Origin of the sequence: Chryseobacterium sp. JK1, assembly GCF_050632815.1 — a bacterium.
Lineage (GTDB): Bacteria > Bacteroidota > Bacteroidia > Flavobacteriales > Weeksellaceae > Chryseobacterium.
Genome location: NZ_JBODRU010000002.1, coordinates 744863 through 761329, shown reverse-complemented (window position 1 = coordinate 761329; position 16467 = coordinate 744863). Strand labels below are relative to the sequence as shown.

General features: G+C 36.0%; 18 protein-coding genes. 8 read left to right on the top strand and 10 right to left on the bottom strand.

Features of this window, described 5'->3' with window-relative positions; genetic code table 11:
- Positions 1-2: 2 nt before the first annotated feature.
- Genes ACQ76T_RS16565 through ACQ76T_RS16555 form a run of 3 tightly spaced genes read right to left on the bottom strand, consistent with a single transcriptional unit; the run spans position 3 to position 2722 of the window.
- On the bottom strand, positions 3-794 hold the full coding sequence (locus ACQ76T_RS16565) for a DUF4129 domain-containing protein (RefSeq protein WP_431344368.1): 792 nt from the start codon (positions 792-794) through the stop codon (positions 3-5).
- Positions 787-1749, bottom strand: a complete 963-nt coding sequence (locus ACQ76T_RS16560) for a DUF4013 domain-containing protein (RefSeq protein WP_431344367.1) — start codon at positions 1747-1749, stop codon at positions 787-789. Before ACQ76T_RS16560 ends, ACQ76T_RS16565 begins: the two co-directional genes overlap by 8 nt.
- The gene (locus ACQ76T_RS16555) at positions 1733-2722 is read right to left on the bottom strand and encodes a stage II sporulation protein M (protein ID WP_431344366.1); all 990 of its coding nucleotides are present in this window, start codon (positions 2720-2722) and stop codon (positions 1733-1735) included. The genes ACQ76T_RS16560 and ACQ76T_RS16555 overlap by 17 nt, the downstream gene beginning before the upstream one ends.
- A 27-nt stretch (positions 2723-2749) precedes the next feature.
- Between ACQ76T_RS16555 and ACQ76T_RS16550 the strand changes: the two genes are divergently transcribed.
- Together ACQ76T_RS16550 and ACQ76T_RS16545 are read left to right on the top strand one after the other, a co-directional pair.
- Positions 2750-3499, top strand: coding sequence for an RDD family protein (locus tag ACQ76T_RS16550; RefSeq protein ID WP_431344365.1), 750 nt, complete (start codon positions 2750-2752; stop codon positions 3497-3499).
- A 127-nt stretch (positions 3500-3626) separates the two neighbouring features.
- The gene (locus tag ACQ76T_RS16545) at positions 3627-3917 is read left to right on the top strand and encodes a GNAT family N-acetyltransferase (protein WP_431344364.1); all 291 of its coding nucleotides are present in this window, start codon (positions 3627-3629) and stop codon (positions 3915-3917) included.
- Here the strand turns inward: ACQ76T_RS16545 and ACQ76T_RS16540 are convergent.
- From ACQ76T_RS16540 to smpB, 5 genes are all read right to left on the bottom strand, one after another.
- A complete protein-coding gene (locus tag ACQ76T_RS16540) occupies positions 3906-4877 on the bottom strand; it encodes a glycosyltransferase family protein (protein ID WP_431344363.1) in 972 nt (323 codons plus the stop codon). The genes ACQ76T_RS16545 and ACQ76T_RS16540 overlap by 12 nt on opposite strands.
- Positions 4878-5702 carry a UDP-2,3-diacylglucosamine diphosphatase gene (locus ACQ76T_RS16535; RefSeq protein WP_431344362.1) on the bottom strand — a complete coding sequence of 275 codons (825 nt, stop codon included), beginning with the start codon at positions 5700-5702 and terminating at the stop codon, positions 4878-4880.
- A gap of 58 nt (positions 5703-5760) precedes the next feature.
- On the bottom strand, positions 5761-6501 hold the full coding sequence (locus ACQ76T_RS16530) for a YebC/PmpR family DNA-binding transcriptional regulator (protein ID WP_431344361.1): 741 nt from the start codon (positions 6499-6501) through the stop codon (positions 5761-5763).
- Positions 6502-6595: 94 nt separating this feature from the next.
- Entirely contained in the window at positions 6596-8125 is a 1530-nt protein-coding gene (locus ACQ76T_RS16525; RefSeq protein ID WP_431344360.1) for an OmpA family protein, read from the bottom strand.
- Positions 8126-8202: 77 nt separating this feature from the next.
- Positions 8203-8661 (bottom strand): SsrA-binding protein SmpB, encoded by a 459-nt coding sequence (gene smpB, locus ACQ76T_RS16520; protein WP_034694839.1) that lies wholly within the window; start codon positions 8659-8661, stop codon positions 8203-8205.
- 121 nt (positions 8662-8782) lie between these two features.
- Between smpB and ACQ76T_RS16515 the strand changes: the two genes are divergently transcribed.
- Positions 8783-10405: an ABC-F family ATP-binding cassette domain-containing protein gene (locus ACQ76T_RS16515; protein WP_431344359.1), complete on the top strand. Its 1623-nt coding sequence runs from the start codon at positions 8783-8785 to the stop codon at positions 10403-10405.
- Positions 10406-10542: 137 nt separating this feature from the next.
- Here the strand turns inward: ACQ76T_RS16515 and ACQ76T_RS16510 are convergent, their stop codons facing one another.
- Positions 10543-11355 (bottom strand): M48 family metallopeptidase, encoded by an 813-nt coding sequence (locus ACQ76T_RS16510; protein WP_431344358.1) that lies wholly within the window; start codon positions 11353-11355, stop codon positions 10543-10545.
- Between the two features lie 109 nt (positions 11356-11464).
- Between ACQ76T_RS16510 and recJ the strand changes: the two genes are divergently transcribed.
- From recJ to ACQ76T_RS16485, 5 genes are all read left to right on the top strand, one after another.
- Positions 11465-13177, top strand: coding sequence for a single-stranded-DNA-specific exonuclease RecJ (recJ, locus tag ACQ76T_RS16505; RefSeq protein ID WP_431344357.1), 1713 nt, complete (start codon positions 11465-11467; stop codon positions 13175-13177).
- Positions 13178-13222: 45 nt separating this feature from the next.
- On the top strand, positions 13223-13444 hold the full coding sequence (locus ACQ76T_RS16500) for a four helix bundle protein (protein WP_431344356.1): 222 nt from the start codon (positions 13223-13225) through the stop codon (positions 13442-13444).
- Positions 13371-13577, top strand: coding sequence for a four helix bundle protein (locus ACQ76T_RS16495; protein ID WP_431344393.1), 207 nt, complete (start codon positions 13371-13373; stop codon positions 13575-13577). Before ACQ76T_RS16500 ends, ACQ76T_RS16495 begins: the two co-directional genes overlap by 74 nt.
- Before the next feature lie 34 nt (positions 13578-13611).
- A complete protein-coding gene (nadD, locus tag ACQ76T_RS16490) occupies positions 13612-14196 on the top strand; it encodes a nicotinate (nicotinamide) nucleotide adenylyltransferase (protein WP_431344355.1) in 585 nt (194 codons plus the stop codon).
- A 74-nt stretch (positions 14197-14270) separates the two neighbouring features.
- Positions 14271-14609: a DUF3817 domain-containing protein gene (locus tag ACQ76T_RS16485; protein WP_431344354.1), complete on the top strand. Its 339-nt coding sequence runs from the start codon at positions 14271-14273 to the stop codon at positions 14607-14609.
- 44 nt (positions 14610-14653) lie between these two features.
- Here the strand turns inward: ACQ76T_RS16485 and ACQ76T_RS16480 are convergent, their stop codons facing one another.
- Positions 14654-16435: a carboxypeptidase-like regulatory domain-containing protein gene (locus ACQ76T_RS16480; RefSeq protein WP_431344353.1), complete on the bottom strand. Its 1782-nt coding sequence runs from the start codon at positions 16433-16435 to the stop codon at positions 14654-14656.
- Positions 16436-16467 lie beyond the last annotated feature (32 nt).

Sequence of the window (16467 nt, the reverse complement as noted above, 5' to 3'; positions counted from 1 at the left end):
TGTTATGGTTTAAATGCCTGATATTGGTCTTTGAATTTGTGATAGCTCTGTTCTTCGATATTGAATTCTCCATACCATACATAATCAAAAATATAGGAAAGATCGGAGAAATCTTTTTTAAGGCTAGGCGCTTTCAGCTCTGAGGCATAGTCTTTATTTGTTTTTTCTGGATTCCAGTTGATGAGCTTTTTATCGCTTAATTTTTTTAATACATACAAAAACTGATACCGTATTGCTGAACGATAATCTTTTGCATTTTCAAACCTTGCAATACTTTCAGGAAAGTTGATCTCATGAATATTTTCATGAAGTTCTTCCACGTTGATGTCCAGCTTTTTATTCTTTTTACCAAAAATAAAGTTCCCTTCTTTTCCAAGGGCATATTTAATGATAAAGTACAATAGAAATCCAACCAGAATAATCGCAAATAAACGAATAAGAGCTGTGGTAAGCTTAGCAGAGTTTGTGAAGGATGTTTCTCCAAAAATACTTTGCAGAATCTTATTGATCTTTCTCAGCAATTTCTGTCCAAAAGATTCTCTTGGTTTCGAAGTTGAATAATCAAACTCCTGTCCTTTATACCTTGAGGGAATATTTTCCTTAAATTGTTTTGAATAGGTCTCGTTTTCAGAAACCGGATTTTTCATCAGCACAGAATCTGCGCGCAGCATATTATGATAATGTCCTGTTATAAACAATGAATCTTCCGAGTAGGCATCTACAGGGATCTCATCCTGAGCATGAAACCACCCAAAAGAAAATAAAAATAATATGATAAAAAAAGTCTTATTCATTGATACCAATGGTGTCTATTTCTGCCAGTTCCACTTTCTGATGAAGATCTGTTCGGCTGTCATAATACATCAAGCCGGCATTCACATACATCAGGTTTGAAAGGAAGAACGAAAGCAGCATGGAAATTCCGTAGAATACAAAAAAGATAATACCTAATGTTCCCGTGAAAGGATTTTGCTCAAACTGTCCATTTGGAGATGATGTAAGAATTGAACCATAAAAAAACAGTAACGGAACATAGGTAAAAATGGAAGAAACAATTGATATAATGGTAATCATGATAATGGATCCTCCCCAATATTTCCAGTAAGGAGATTTTTCTCTTCCGTTCGGATATGAAAACTGTGACCGTATGGAATAGCTCAGACTTTCGAAAAATTTCCTGTCTGAATTAAAATAATCATACATCAAAAATGTAACAACATTATACAGGGTTGGATATATGAGAAAGATCAGAAACAACCCGATGATCACAAATATTAGGATGTACGAAAATATAATGACAAATAAAGCAAGCGGAGTAACGATAAAAATTAACCCAATACACAGCTTCGCTATTTTTCCGGCATTCATTTTAAAATCACGCAGAATCTCATCTGTTTTTATATTTTGAGCTCCGTTTGCTATCCTTTTAAGATAAAAAACAGGATATAGATAACTGACTATGGCCAGACTCATGAACAATAGAAAGGTAATCAGTCCCACCACAATCAATAATCCTGCATTATCAGAGAAATAATTTTCCAAATAAGAAGAATTTCCATCCATATTGGATCCGAATATCTGTGATAAAAGCTCGCTATACCCAAATAAAACAACCACTACCATTAAAATAAGCAGCAGCCCATTGATCAACATATAGCTTTTGAAATAATTTTTTCCGTATAATTTAAAAAAATTAAAGCTGTCACTGATGAAGGTTCCAAATTCTCTCTTTTTATACAATTGCATCATGAAGGTTTTTATTAGTTTTTTTATTCACGATAGAAGGGTACACAAGATAGTAAAATATTACAATGGCTAGTGATCCGAAAATGATAAGAAGATTCAAAATTAAAGGCATTTTCAATGCATGCCTTGTTACATAACCTTCAATAATCCCGGCACAAACTGTAAACGGAATAGTACTGAGAAATATCTTGAATGAATCTTTAAAGCCTTTTTTAAACGAATTAAATCTCGAAAAGGTTTTAGGAAACAGAATAGAAGCTCCCAAAATCAGCCCGCACATTGCTTCAATCACCATGGCGAAAATTTCAAATACTCCATGCAGCCATATTCCTCTTGCACTGTCTTTCAAAGCACCATAATCATAGAAAAAGTATTGAAACGCTCCCAGCATTACACTGTTGGAAAGCAAAGCGAATAAAGTTCCTACTCCACCCGAAATTCCATAAATATAGAGTTTTGCCCCGACCTGAATATTATTAAAAATAATACCAATCGTGCTTCCCCACGTAGATCCGCTTTCATAAACCGCTACAGCATTTCCTTTTTTAATGTTTTCTATGGTTTCATTTACATAGGCCTCCCCATTAGGGATAGCAACCGTTAAAAAACTTTTGTCATAGATTGCAGAAAGCACTCCTATTGAAGTAAACAGAATGAAAAAAAGAAAGGCGTATAAGAGATATCTCCGATACTGATATACCAATAAAGGAACTTCAGTTCTGAAAAAATACATCAGTCTGTTTTCCTCTACCCTTTTCGTTTTATAGATCTTCTGAAAAATCTGAGAAGACAAATGATTCAGATAAACCGTTGTATTGCTTTTCGGGTAATATGTCTGAGCAAAAGAAAGATCATTGATCAGGTTAATATATAACGAAGACAGGTCATCAGGATTTTTTTTTATTTTCCCATCAATAACCTGTTCTATTCCCAACCATTTTTCTTTATTTTGTTTAATAAAATAAACTTCTCTCATAATTGTAAGGCTAAAATAATAAAAAATATGTCTCAAATTGCGATAAATACCTCACAAAATGTAAATATCAGTTTTAATACGGCCAGTATTGGTGAAAGGATGCTTGCCTTCATTATTGATCTTCTGATAAGGGTAGCTTACGTCGTTATTGTGCTCTATCTGTTTTTCAATATTTTTGATTTGGGATATCTTATGAACGGTCTTGATGAATGGTCTGTAAGAGCCGTTTATATCGTTCTTACATTTCCCGTTTACATCTATCCTCTTGTCATGGAAAGTTTAATGGAAGGGCAAACTCCCGGCAAAAAGCTTATGAAAATGAGAGTTGTTAAAATCGATGGCTACCAGGCCAGCTTTGGCGATTATATGATCCGCTGGGTATTCAGAATTGTAGATGTTTCTTTTGGTGGAGTGATTGGACTTATCTCAATGGTTGTTTCTAAAAATAATCAGCGTTTGGGAGATATTGCCGCAGGAACCGCAGTAATCTCATTGAAAAATAATATCAACATCTCGCATACGATTCTGGAAAACATTCAGGATAATTATATTCCAACCTTCCCACAAGTGATTGCTCTGAGTGATAATGATATGAGAATCATCAAAGATAATTACACCAAAGCTTTAAAAGTAGACGACCGCCAAATTATCAGCAGGCTGTCGGACAAAATTAAAAGTATTCTGAAGGTTGAAGTAGATCCTACTAAAATGACGGAAAGACAGTTTATCCATGTAATTATTAAAGATTATAACTACTATACAGGGAAAGATAATTAGACAGGGGGAATCGTGAATATTGCTTCTGTCAATCTACGAAGTATTGCTTATTGCTTATTGCTTATTGCTTATTGCTTATGCAAAGCTCGGTGCAATTTTTGTATATTGAGTAACAAATCTCAGAATTATGAAATTTGAAAACAATAAATCCGGAAACGGCGGAGTTCTTACTTTAAATAACGAAACAAAAGAAGTCGGAAGGCTTACCTACACTATCTTCCCGGAAGATCATAAGTTTATCATCTCTTTTGTTTTGGTACATCCTGAATTCGAAGGCAAAGGAATGGGAAAATTCTTAGTAGAAGAAGCCATAAAATTTGCCCGAGAAAACAACTGGAAAGTCTATCCGCACTGTTCTTATGCAAGATCTGTCATGATGAGAATGAACGACGTTGATGATATTTTTTTAAAGAACTAAAACTTCCTTTACGAGAATATCTTCAATATCATTGGGGTAGTCTACTTTCAGATGATGATCGGAAGCTACCCATTCCATAATTTCATTAAGATCTAGCACCTTGGAATTCGGAATTCCCATTTTATCCAGCGCACAGGCATTGCACTCCTGCTCGTACTGGTTATGAATAGGAATGACAAATAATTTTTTATCCATAAAAAGAGCTTCTGCTGGGGATTCAAATCCTGCATTGCACAAAATTCCTTCACAACCTTCAAAATATTTCAAATACTCCATTTCATCAATAGGGAAAACTTCTACATTTTTCACCTTTACATGCACTTTGCTGTATTTGGAAAACACTTTCCACTCTACAGGAATATTTCTTAATATCTTGATGATGTTCTCATCTGCAAAACTGGGAAGATACACCAGATAATATCCCCGCTTATAGGGATTAAGATTTCGGATTTTCTTTCTGATTACAGGTTTTTTTATCTGAGGATGATAATTCTCAAAATGAAACCCTATTTTTCTTTCACTGGGAACATAATATTTCAGAATCATTTCACCCAGAAAATCTTTCTTATCAGGTTTAGGTGTCTCCGGAAAACTCATAGAAGCCTGATGACTAAGTTCAATCATAGGCAATTTCTTAAGCTTGGATGCCCAACCAGTCAAAGGTTCATAATCATTGATGATTAAATCGTATTGTGAAAGGTCAAGTTGTTTTATAATGTTAGCAGCTTCCAGAAATTTATTCTCTGTAAACGTTTTACGATAGGATAAACCGCCGGTTTTGTTATAAAGCAGGGAAATACCTCTATATTGAAAATTAATATCGAAATCAGCCTTTAACTGCGATTGATGCCCACTGATAAGAGTATCAACAGCAGCATATTTTTTTAGAAGCGGGATAATTTCCTGTGCTCTGGCTACATGGCCGTTACCAGTTCCCTGAAATGCATATAAAACTTTCATCTAGGAGAAATTGGTTACAATTTTTAAAAGAGCCGAAGAATCCATTTCCTGAATTTCTTCTACTTCATCATCTTTCAGCAAATGTTTGTGTTCGTCGTAGTAAAATATGGACCATTTTTTATCATTATATTCCAGCGCTGAGAGATTTTCAATCCAGTCACCGGAATTCAGATACGTACATGAACCTTTTTTATTGATTACTTCACGGATCTGCGGTTGGTGAATATGTCCACAAACCACATAGTCATATTGATTGTCGATGGCCAATTCTGAAGCCGTTAATTCAAAATCTCCAATATATTTTACCGCTTTCTTTACGTTGTTTTTTATCTTCTTTGAAAACGAGTACTTTTCTTTACCCATTTTATCTAAAAACCAATTGACAACATTATTGATAACAATAAGGAGATCATATCCTTTCCCTCCGAGTTTGGCGATCCATTTGGAATGCTGAACTGAAGCATCGAAGACATCACCGTGGAATATCCAGGTTTTCTTCTCATCCATATTCAGGCAGATCTTATTACAGACTTTTAGTTTTCCGAGTTCGAAATCTGTGAATTTGCGGAACATTTCATCATGATTGCCCGTAATGTAATAGACATCTGTGTTTTTGGTAGCGAACGAAAGAATCTTTCTGATCACTTTCAGATGGGGTTTAGGAAAGTAAGACTTTTTGAACTGCCAGATATCAATAATATCACCATTCAAAACCAAAGTTTTGGGATGGATAGAATTGAGATATCTCAGCAATTCTTTAGCCTTACATCCATAAGTTCCCAAATGAACATCCGATATAACAACTAATTCAACGTTTCTTTTCATAGTTTTATACAAAGAAACTAATTGAAAATTAACTGTATATGAATGCTATATTATTTTTTTATAGAGAGTTCAACAGCTCTTCTGTCATTTCCATATTGTGGTAAACGTTCTGAACATCATCATCGTCCTCAAAACGCTCAAGCATCTTCATATTAGCTTTAAATTGATCTTCGTTCACTTCCTTTGTATTATTTGGAATTCTCTGAAGTTCCGCGCTTTTCGCTTCAATACCCAAGTCGTCTAATTTATGAGATAAAGAACCGAAGTCTTCAAAAGCGGTAGTAATAAGTACTTCTTCCTCATCTTTTTCTACATCTTCTGCTCCACCGTCAATCATTTCCATTTCAAAATCATCCCAATCCATTTTGATTTGAGCCAAATCGATTGTAAAGATTCCTTTTCTGTCAAAGATAAATGCAAGCTCGCCATTTTTCCCAAGGTTACCGTCAAACTTGTTGAAAACAGCTCTTACATTGGCTACTGTTCTTGTTGTATTGTTTGTAGTACATTCTACAAAGAAAGCAACACCTCCTTGTCCGTATCCTTCATAAGTGATCTCTTCGTAGTTTTCCGCATCAGCACCACTTGCTTTTTTGATGGCTCTTTCTACGTTATCTTTAGGCATATTCGCCCCTTTCGCATTCTGGATACATCTTCTCAGTGCCGGGTTAGCCTCCGGATCAGTTCCTCCAGCTTTTACAGCCAGTGCAATATCTTTTCCTATTTTAGAGAATGTTTTGGCCATTTTATCCCATCTGGCCATTTTAGAAGCTTTTCTATATTCAAATGCTCTTCCCATTTTATTTTTTAAATTTCAACAAAATTACTCAAAAGTCAACAAAAAAAAAATACCTCCAAAAAAATTGGAGGTATTCATTATTTAGAAAAATTAATTATTTTTTCTTTTTAGCTGGAGCTTTTTTAGCTGGAGCCTTTTTAGCCGGAGCTTTTTTAGCACCTTTCTTCACAGCTTTTTTCACTGGAACAGCAACAGTAATGTCATTTTTCTTGTAAGTTTCCCACTCAGATCCTGAGATAGCTCTTACGATAACTTTTCTGTCAGCTAATCTTTCAGCATCAGAAGCAGTTGCAGGAACAGTAGCTTCTTGAGAACCGATACCAATTGACTTAAGAGTGTTAGGGTTAACTCCTCTTGCTTCTAGAGCACCTACTACTGCAGCAGCTCTTGCTTTAGAAAGATTCAAGTTGTAAGCAACAGAACCTTTTTTATCAGTCATACCTACTACTAAGAAGTTAGCAGCATCTGCTTCTTTGATGATTTTAGCAGCTTCATCTAACTTAGCGTTAGACTGTGGTCTGATAGTAGCCTTATTGAAATCAAATAAGATATCTTTAAGAGTAGTATTGATTTTTTCTACTGGCGGCTTAGCTGGAGCTGGACATCCATTGTATTCAGGAAGACCTGGTACTGTAGGACAAGCATCATCTTTATCTAAGATTCCGTCACCATCTGTATCTGGCCAAGGACAACCGTTGTTTTCAGCAGGACCTGCTACTGTAGGACAAGCGTCATCTTTGTCGATTACACCGTCACCGTCTGTATCTGGCCAAGGACAACCGTTGTTTTCAACTGGACCAGCTACGTCTGGACATTGATCGTCTTTATCTGGAACTCCATCACCGTCTGTATCAGGACATCCTTGGAATTCTGGTAAACCTGGAGTATCTGGACAAAGGTCATCTTTATCTAGGATACCATCCTTATCTCTGTCTCTGTTTCCGAATCTAAATAAGATAGATGCAGAAGCTTGCCAGAAGTTAGCAACTGTAGAGTGGTCACCTGGAGTTGACACGTAGTCACCTTGGATACCAAGACCGAAGTTTTTAGTTACCCAGAAGTTAGCTCCAGCACCTGTAGCTACAGTAAAGAAGTTTGATTTACCGTTTTCGTTACCATCTTTCCCGTTTGGAACGCTCTCGATAAAGTTACCGTTAGCATCTACCGCATTTCTTGGGAAAGTTAGTGCACTATAGTCATGTCTTAAATAGTTAGCTCCAACTCTTAAATATGGATCAAACCAAGATTCTTCGTTCCATAAAAGACCTGCAGCGTGAGCCTGGAAACCAAGACCTGTCATTAGGAAAAATTCTTTCCCCATGTTGAATTTTTTGTTTTCAACATTTCCAACAGAAGTTTGCCAGTCGATTACTAAACCTTTTCCAACGTTTCTAGCAACTGTTAACTTAGATAGTGGAGGTGTAATAGAGAAGTTGTTCACATTGAACATACTCTTTGTCAAATTGTTAGCAGAGAACGTATTACTGAAACTACCTCTAGCTGCTATATGGTTTTCAGCGTGAGCACCAACTCCGATCAACCACGGATTATTGGTAGTCTGCGCGAAAACAGTAGAGGCAACAGTAAGCGCCAATGCTGAAATTCCTAATTTTAGATTTTTCATAGAATTAAATGATTAAATAATTGATAATGCAAAATAAATATAATTTTTCTTTATATACAAAGTTTTTCAAATGATTTTTAACTTTTCTTTAATATTCTGTCCAGGTTTCGTTTATTTTCTCTATCTTTTATCGCCTCTCTTTTATCAAAGAGTTTTTTCCCTCTACCAAGGGCTATTAGAACCTTTGCTTTCCCCCGGTCAGTGATATATAATTTTAAAGGAATAATTGTGTTACCAGCATCCTTTAACTTTTTTTCAAGTTTTTGCAATTCTTTTTTGTGCAACAGCAATTTCCGTTCCCTTTTTGTTTTGTGATTGTAAAAAGTTCCCAGTTTATACTCATCAATCATCATATTAATAATGTATAATTCCCCATCAATAAACTGACAGAACGATTCTGTGATGGATGCTTTGGAAGAACGCAAAGATTTTATTTCGGTACCCGTCAAAACCATGCCGGCTTCATATTCTTCTAGAATTTCATATTCAAAGCGGGCTCTTTTGTTTAATATACTGACTGTTTTTTCAATCTTCATCATTTTAGAATTTCGTTAATGAAATATATAAAAAATACCATACATTTAAAAACTTGACTATTATATTATTACAGAATACCCAAATTCTTTTTGTATTTTTGCGCCAAATTTACAAAACTATATGTTAACAGTATCTAACTTATCTTTACAATTCGGGAAAAGAGTTCTTTTTGACGAGGTAAATATTATGTTTACCAAAGGAAACTGCTACGGAATCATCGGAGCAAACGGTGCGGGAAAGTCCACATTCCTTAAAATATTAACAGGAAAGCAGGATCCTACGACAGGTAACGTATCTCTGGAACCAGGGAAAAGAATGTCAGTTTTGGAGCAGGATCACTTTGCTTATGATCAGTTTACTGTTCTTGAAGCTGTTTTGAGAGGTAATAAAAAATTATACGAGATAAAAGAGGAAATGGATGCGTTATACGCAAAAGAAGATTTCTCTGATGAAGACGGAATTAAAGCAGGTGAACTAGGTGTAATCTACGATGAAATGGGAGGATGGACTGCTGAATCAGATGCACAGACTATGCTTTCTAACGTAGGTATTACAGATGATATGCACTGGCAGCTCATGAGTGAACTTGAGAATAAAGACAAAGTAAAGGTTCTTTTGGCTCAGGCACTTTTTGGAAATCCAGATGTACTTATTCTGGATGAGCCTACCAATGACCTTGACATTGAAACAATCTCTTGGCTTGAAGATTTCCTTGCTGACTATGAAAACACAGTAATTGTTGTATCTCACGACCGTCACTTCCTTGATACGGTTTGTACACACATCGGAGATTTGGATTACTCTAAACTTAACCTTTACACAGGTAATTACTCTTTCTGGTACCAGGCTTCTCAGCTAGCAACAAGACAAAGAGCTCAGGCTAACAAAAAAGCAGAAGAAAAGAAAAAGGAACTTCAGGATTTCATTGCTCGATTCAGTTCAAACGTTGCTAAAGCAAAACAGGCTACTGCAAGAAAGAAAATGATCGACAAATTGAATATCGACGATATTAAGCCTTCATCAAGAAGATATCCGGCCATCATTTTTGAAATGGAAAGAGAAGCTGGAGATCAAATCTTAGATGTAAAAGGTCTTGAAAAAACAAAAGATGGAGAATTACTTTTCTCTAACATCGATTTAAATCTTAAAAAAGGAGATAAAGTAGCTGTACTTTCTAAAAACTCTTTGGCTATCACTGAATTTTTCGAAATTTTAGCTGGAAACGTTGAAGCAGATAAAGGAACTGTTGCTTGGGGAGTTACTACCAACCAATCTCATATGCCTTTGGACAATACTAACTTCTTCCAGGAAGATCTAAGTCTTGTTGACTGGTTAAGACAATTCACGAAAAATGATGAAGAGCGTCATGAAGAATTCGTAAGAGGATTCTTAGGAAGAATGCTTTTCTCAGGTGATGAGGCGTTAAAATCTTGTAAAGTACTTTCAGGAGGTGAAAAAATGAGATGTATGTTCAGTAGAATGATGCTTCAGAAAGCAAATATTCTTTTATTAGATGAACCTACCAACCACTTAGACCTTGAAAGTATTACAACGTTGAACAACTCGTTGTCTAACTTCAAAGGAAACCTCTTATTGTCATCTCATGACCACGAAATGCTTTCAACGGTCTGTAACAGAATCATCGAGTTAACTCCTAACGGAATCATCGACAGAGAAATGACTTACGATGAATATCTTGCTGACAAAAAAGTAAAAGAATTAAGAGAAAAAATGTATTCTTAAGAATATAAGTTACATTTAAATTCATACTGAACCTCAAAGTTGACTTTGAGGTTTTTTTGTACCTCAATGTCTAAAAAAACATAAAAAAAGCTGCTTCAAAAATGATGAAACAGCTTTTTATTTTATCTAAAAACGAATTATTTTGTCAGTTTTGCAGCCGGTAATGTAACCGCTCCCGGATCTTTCCACAAGCCATCTTTCTCCGCTTTCTTCTTAATGGATTCAGCTCTTTTATTACTGTCGGGGTGAGAATTAAACATTTTTTCAAAATTCGACTGTGTACTTCCTTCTGAAAGTAAGGCCAGCTTTTTGAAAGCTGTATAAGCCCCTACTACATCATATTTATTCGCCTTCATGAAATCATATGAATATGTATCTGCTTCAGATTCCTGTTTTTTGCTGTGAGAAGCATCTAGAAATGCATTAGCCATTTTACCGATCTGACTGTCATTAAGGGTTGCTACAGCCGACGAAGCTGATGATGCAGCATCCAGAGCTGCGGCCTTTAGATAAGCCGATTTCATAGCGTCTTTAGTATCCTGATTTTTAACGTGACCGATCTCATGTCCAATTACTGCCAGTAATTCATTATCCGTCATCATATCCATAAGGGAAGAAAATACACGAACACTACCGTCAGCACAGGCAAATGCGTTGATGTCTTTCACTTTATACACTTTATAGTTCAGAGTAAGACCATCCTGAGATTTGTGGTTTCCAAACAATTTATTTAGTCTCACAGTATACGGATCTTTGGGTCCTGCTACAGTGTTATTCTTATCCATCCAATCTACAGATTCTTTGGATAATTTGATGGCATCTTCGTTGGTAAATGTTAAAGCCTTTGCACCATTTGAAACAATTCCGGCCGCTTTGCCAAGGTTAATTTTCTGTGCATTCATTGAGCTTATTGCCCCTAAGAAAGCGAGACAAACGATAATTTTTTTCATAATTATTTTTAATTTGGGGCACGAAGATAGCCATTTTTTAACAATTAGAAAGTCAAAACTTAATTCCTCTTCACTCCTAAATGCTATTTTTTTTCCTTATTTTTGTGAAATGAGTCAAAAATGGATTTACAAGCCTGAACCCGATGAGGAAGTTGTGGACAGACTAAGTTCGTCACTTGGTTTTGGTACTTTTGAATCTAAACTTCTCGTTTTAAGAGGAATTGACAATTATCAAAAGGCCAGAGAATTTTTCAAACCCAATCTTAACGATATTCACAATCCATTTTTAATGGCAGATATGCAAAAAGCTGTAGAGCGTATTGCAACCGCTATTGAAAATGGTGAAAAAATATTGGTATATGGTGACTACGATGTGGACGGAACCACAGCTGTTGCTCTAATGTATCTTTATCTCAGCAAAATTGTTGAGAAAAAATATCTGGATTATTATATTCCGGACAGAAACTCTGAAGGGTATGGAATTTCTACCGAAGGAATTGATTTCGCCAAAGAAAATGGGTTTTCTCTCATTGTTGCTCTGGACTGCGGAATCAAGGCCCTTGATATGATCAACTATGCATCGAACCTGGGAATTGATTTCATTATTTGCGATCACCACCTTCCGGGTGATGAGATCCCCAATGCGTCCGCTGTATTGGATCCTAAAAGAAGTGACTGCAGATATCCTTTCAAAGAACTTTCCGGATGTGGTGTAGGTTTCAAACTCTGCCAGGGATTAAATACGATCTATAAGATTCCGGAAGCCGAATTATTTGAATTGACAGATCTTCTCGCTATTTCTATTGCGGCAGATATTGTTTCCATGACAGGGGAAAACAGAGTGTTGGCTAAAATGGGATTGAAAATTCTTAGAAAAACCAGAAACCTTGGTTTAAGACTGCTGATTCCTGAGGATAAGCTGTCTCATTTTGAAATCTCCAACATCGTCTTTGAAATTGCTCCCAAAATAAATGCTGCCGGAAGAATCTCACATGGTAAAGCGGCCGTGGAACTGATGGTTTCTGACAACCTGAAACATGCCAATCAGATTGTAAGCGACATCATGAACCTCAACGATGAAAGACGTGAGCTTGATATGAACTCTACTCTTTCTGCTTTGAATCAAATTATAGAATCTCAGCAGGAAACCAAACATACAACCATCGTGTATCATCCTGAATGGAACAAAGGTGTCATCGGTATTGTAGCCTCCCGACTTATTGAGACGTATTACAAACCGACTCTGGTATTTACTGATGGAAATAATGGTGAAATGGTTGCTTCAGCAAGATCAGTTTCAGATTTTGATGTACATGAAGCTCTTGATCTGTGCTCTGAGTACTTTCTGAAATTCGGAGGACACCATGCTGCGGCAGGTCTTTCTATGGAAAAAAGTAAGTTTGATGCCTTTAAAGAAAAATTTGAACGTATCGTTTCTGAAAAAATTAAAGAACACCAGAAGGAACCTTCCATTTCCATTGATACAGAAATCACGATTGATGAGATCAATAGAGAATTCATCAATTTCCACCGAAAACTGGCTCCTTTTGGGCCTCATAATATGAAGCCTATCTTCACGTTGACCAATCAAAAGCTTTCCGGCTATGTAAAGACAATGGGTAAAGATAATAATCACCTGAAGTTTTACATCAAGCAGGAATCTACCGGCCGAAATATTGAATGTGTAGGTTTCAAACTTGGGCAATTTGTAGAAGATTTTAAGAATAGAAATTTTGACCTTGCTTTTACACTGGAAGAGAACCATTGGAAAGGGAATGTAACACATTACCTTAATATCAAGGACGTGAAATTCAGAGAGTAAGAAATAGGGATTAGGATTTAGCAATTAGGGAATAGGGAAACACATATGAGAAATTATAAGGAATTAATTGTCTGGAACAAATCTGTAGACCTCGTTACTGAAATTTATTCCGCCACAGCCATTTTCCCAAAAGAAGAACTGTATGGGCTTACTAGCCAGATTCGTAGATCCTCAATTTCAGTTCCATCTAATATTGCTGAAGGACATTCCAGAAGATCCACCAGCGATTACTCTTCAGTTTTTAAAAATTGCAAGAGGCAGCTGTGAATTGGAAACCCGATTGATTATTTCAAAAAACTTAAATTATTTAAATTCTGAAAAATTCGAAATTTTAATTGAAAAAACCTCCGAAATATCAAAAATGCTGAATGCAGTAATCACAAAGCTTCAAACTTCCTAAGCCCCAATTTATGCGATCTAACCCCTTATAATACATGAAAAAAATCGGTTTATTTTTCGGATCATTTAATCCAATCCATATAGGACATCTCATTCTGGCTAATTATATTCTGGAAAATTCTGATATGGAGGAACTATGGTTTGTAGTGAGCCCGCAAAATCCTTTTAAAGACAAAAAATCTCTGCTAAAAGATCATAACAGACTTGATATGGTACAGCTTGCGGTAAAAAATTACCCTAATATGAGAGCTTCCAACGTAGAATTTTCTCTTCCAAAGCCAAGCTATACCATTGATACCCTCACCTATCTTCATGAAAAATATCCCGAGTATTCTTTCAGTCTGATTATGGGAGAAGATAACCTGAGCAGTCTTCACAAATGGAAAAATTCTGATGTGCTGATCAAAAATCATCATATCATTGTTTATCCCAGAGTGTTTGAAGGTGAGAAAAAAGATTCTGAATATTTGCAACATGAAAATATCTCCATGATTAAAGCGCCTGTGATAGAACTTTCTGCTACAGAAATCCGAAATATGATTAAGGATGGTAAGAATGTAAGACCTATGCTGCCTCCTGAAGTTTTCGAATATTTGGATGGAAGTAGTTTTTATAAGTAATTTTGCCAAACGGAAACTGTAGTATAAGTTGGATACTCTGTTTCATTCATAATTTATAATTCATCAATCTAAACATGGATTTTATCGACAAAATATTCTCAAAATATTCTCAGGAAAAACTGATCAAATGGTTTAAACAGATTTGTCTGGCGGAAGCTATTTCGTGTTTCTTACTCTATTGTGTAGCCATGATCTGGATTCGATATGATGAAAACCTGTACTCTATTATTTTCATTAGTGTTATCGGGAGTTTACATGGCCTGTTTTTTACCCTTTATCTGATGCTCTGCCTTCCTGCAAAAAAAATTTACCATTGGGATGATGAAGATTTTGTATTTGCATTATTATCTGCATTTTTCCCTTTTGCAACGGTTTGGGTAGATAAAAAGCTCGCCCGTTTTGACAGAGAATAAATATCATAATTAAAAAAGGACCTTTTCGGTCCTTTTTTTACTTATTATAAATCTCGTTTTACGTGTCCTGTAGCAGTGAATGTATGATTTCCTAAGCTATTGGTAAAAGTACCGTTAACCGTAAAATCAATATAATCTCCAACAGCGCCGAAACTACTTATATTGACCACCAGGTTTCCATTACTTGGCGTAATAGCCCCTCCTGAAACTTCAAACATATAATCTGAAGTAAAACTTGCCGCAACTCCCAACATATTTTTCTGTGTGTAATAAAAAAATGGACCTGCAGGGCTCATTGAACCAATTCTCAACTGCTTCGCCGGTGTATTGGGTGATGTTGAAGTAAGACCTGTCCATTCCCCATTGATAGACCCTAAAATAGAAGTTACCGGTTGATTATCTATTTTGTAACTAATAAATTCGCTTACAGCATTACAGGCAATAATATTTCCTATGTTGAAATTATTGGAAGTTGCTGTGAAAGTCATCTGATTCGTACTTTGAAAATTAACTGTATCAAATCCCTCAAATATAAACTGTGGATTTGCTGTACATGAATAGGTAGTAAAGGTAAAATTTCCGTTAGCATCTACTGGAACCGACATATATTGGAAGTAGTTTGTAGTTCCCACTGGTTTCAATTGAACATATCCTTCAGTGACATTGGCATTAGCACAGGTTTTTAGGCTTCCCTGAATGGTATAACTAATAGAAGAAGAAGGATTGATTGTGATATCTGGCAATGTAGTTATTACTCCAGCAGAAAAAGGGCCCACATTGGCTGTATAGATCATACTGTTACAGGCATCATATACTTTTAAAATAAGAGTTTCTCCTGCGGGAACAATTCCTGATACAGTTCCTACATTATCCGTTACGCCATAAGTTTCGTACGATTGAGACGCTCTCTTTAAAGTTACTCTGATATTGGGTAAAACCTGTCCTGTAGAGTTTTTCACCGTGACTTTCATTGTTGCCTGTTCAAATTGCGCATCACAATTCCACCAGGAAAAATGGCTTACTGTTCCTACGTACGTATTACCAATTTTTGTTGCCGAACCCTCTTCCTGCCAAATTCCTGTGTTTTCATTGAAAGACCATAACGGAATGGTAGTCGGTGAACTGGAAGTTTGACTTGCATCTACAGGAACAGTAATTTCTGCTGTATGACCATTCGCTATCTGAAGGTTTTGCCCGGAGCTTCCTGTTAGTTGTACATGCAGCATTCCAAAAGTTTCCATCACTCTAGGATTTCCCGCTGAATTGGTCGCTAAAAAAGATCCCGGCATCAGTTCATTCAAATATTTGTCGGAAGGTGCCAAGTGAAAAACAGCAACACTTACACTTCCGGAATAAGCATTTCCATTAGCATCTTTGAAACTTCCGTCAAATTTTACTTTTGTTCCGTTGGACAATGAAACGGTAGAAGCAGAACCTGTATTAATGTTAGCCGTTGCCGTTGCGGGAATCATCATAATATTCACATTATTTGTTCCATTGGTTGGAACCAAAACTCTTGATGCATTTACATATCCTGGTTTTGTCACTTTAATATGGGCAAAATTTTCTTTTACCGAAGCATTTTTAAAGGTGAAAAAACCTTTATGGTTTGTAGTAGCTGTACCTGTTCCAATTGTTACAGTTGCTCCCGAAACCGGAAGACCATTTGTATCCAGCACGACACCCTGAAAGTTTTTTTGGGTAGAATTTCCAAAATTATAATTTGTTTGGGGAATTGGTGTTTCTTCACCGATTTCTAAGAAAGATTCATTTTTACATGAGATTATCAATGTAAATAATAAAAATAAGAGGTAAATTTTTCTCATATGGTATTAGTTTTTGATTTTCACTAAATTAA

Coding starts and splice junctions, on each gene's coding strand:
- ACQ76T_RS16530 (WP_431344361.1), bottom strand. CDS start 6,501: ATGGGAAGAGCATTTGAATATAGAAAAGCTTCTAAAATGGCCAGATGG.
- recJ (WP_431344357.1), top strand. CDS start 11,465: ATGAGTCAAAAATGGATTTACAAGCCTGAACCCGATGAGGAAGTTGTG.
- ACQ76T_RS16510 (WP_431344358.1), bottom strand. CDS start 11,355: ATGAAAAAAATTATCGTTTGTCTCGCTTTCTTAGGGGCAATAAGCTCA.
- ACQ76T_RS16480 (WP_431344353.1), bottom strand. CDS start 16,435: ATGAGAAAAATTTACCTCTTATTTTTATTATTTACATTGATAATCTCA.
- ACQ76T_RS16535 (WP_431344362.1), bottom strand. CDS start 5,702: ATGAAAAGAAACGTTGAATTAGTTGTTATATCGGATGTTCATTTGGGA.
- ACQ76T_RS16500 (WP_431344356.1), top strand. CDS start 13,223: ATGAGAAATTATAAGGAATTAATTGTCTGGAACAAATCTGTAGACCTC.
- ACQ76T_RS16540 (WP_431344363.1), bottom strand. CDS start 4,877: ATGAAAGTTTTATATGCATTTCAGGGAACTGGTAACGGCCATGTAGCC.
- ACQ76T_RS16560 (WP_431344367.1), bottom strand. CDS start 1,749: ATGATGCAATTGTATAAAAAGAGAGAATTTGGAACCTTCATCAGTGAC.
- ACQ76T_RS16525 (WP_431344360.1), bottom strand. CDS start 8,125: ATGAAAAATCTAAAATTAGGAATTTCAGCATTGGCGCTTACTGTTGCC.
- ACQ76T_RS16515 (WP_431344359.1), top strand. CDS start 8,783: ATGTTAACAGTATCTAACTTATCTTTACAATTCGGGAAAAGAGTTCTT.
- ACQ76T_RS16485 (WP_431344354.1), top strand. CDS start 14,271: ATGGATTTTATCGACAAAATATTCTCAAAATATTCTCAGGAAAAACTG.
- ACQ76T_RS16545 (WP_431344364.1), top strand. CDS start 3,627: ATGAAATTTGAAAACAATAAATCCGGAAACGGCGGAGTTCTTACTTTA.
- ACQ76T_RS16565 (WP_431344368.1), bottom strand. CDS start 794: ATGAATAAGACTTTTTTTATCATATTATTTTTATTTTCTTTTGGGTGG.
- smpB (WP_034694839.1), bottom strand. CDS start 8,661: ATGAAGATTGAAAAAACAGTCAGTATATTAAACAAAAGAGCCCGCTTT.
- ACQ76T_RS16555 (WP_431344366.1), bottom strand. CDS start 2,722: ATGAGAGAAGTTTATTTTATTAAACAAAATAAAGAAAAATGGTTGGGA.
- ACQ76T_RS16550 (WP_431344365.1), top strand. CDS start 2,750: ATGTCTCAAATTGCGATAAATACCTCACAAAATGTAAATATCAGTTTT.
- nadD (WP_431344355.1), top strand. CDS start 13,612: ATGAAAAAAATCGGTTTATTTTTCGGATCATTTAATCCAATCCATATA.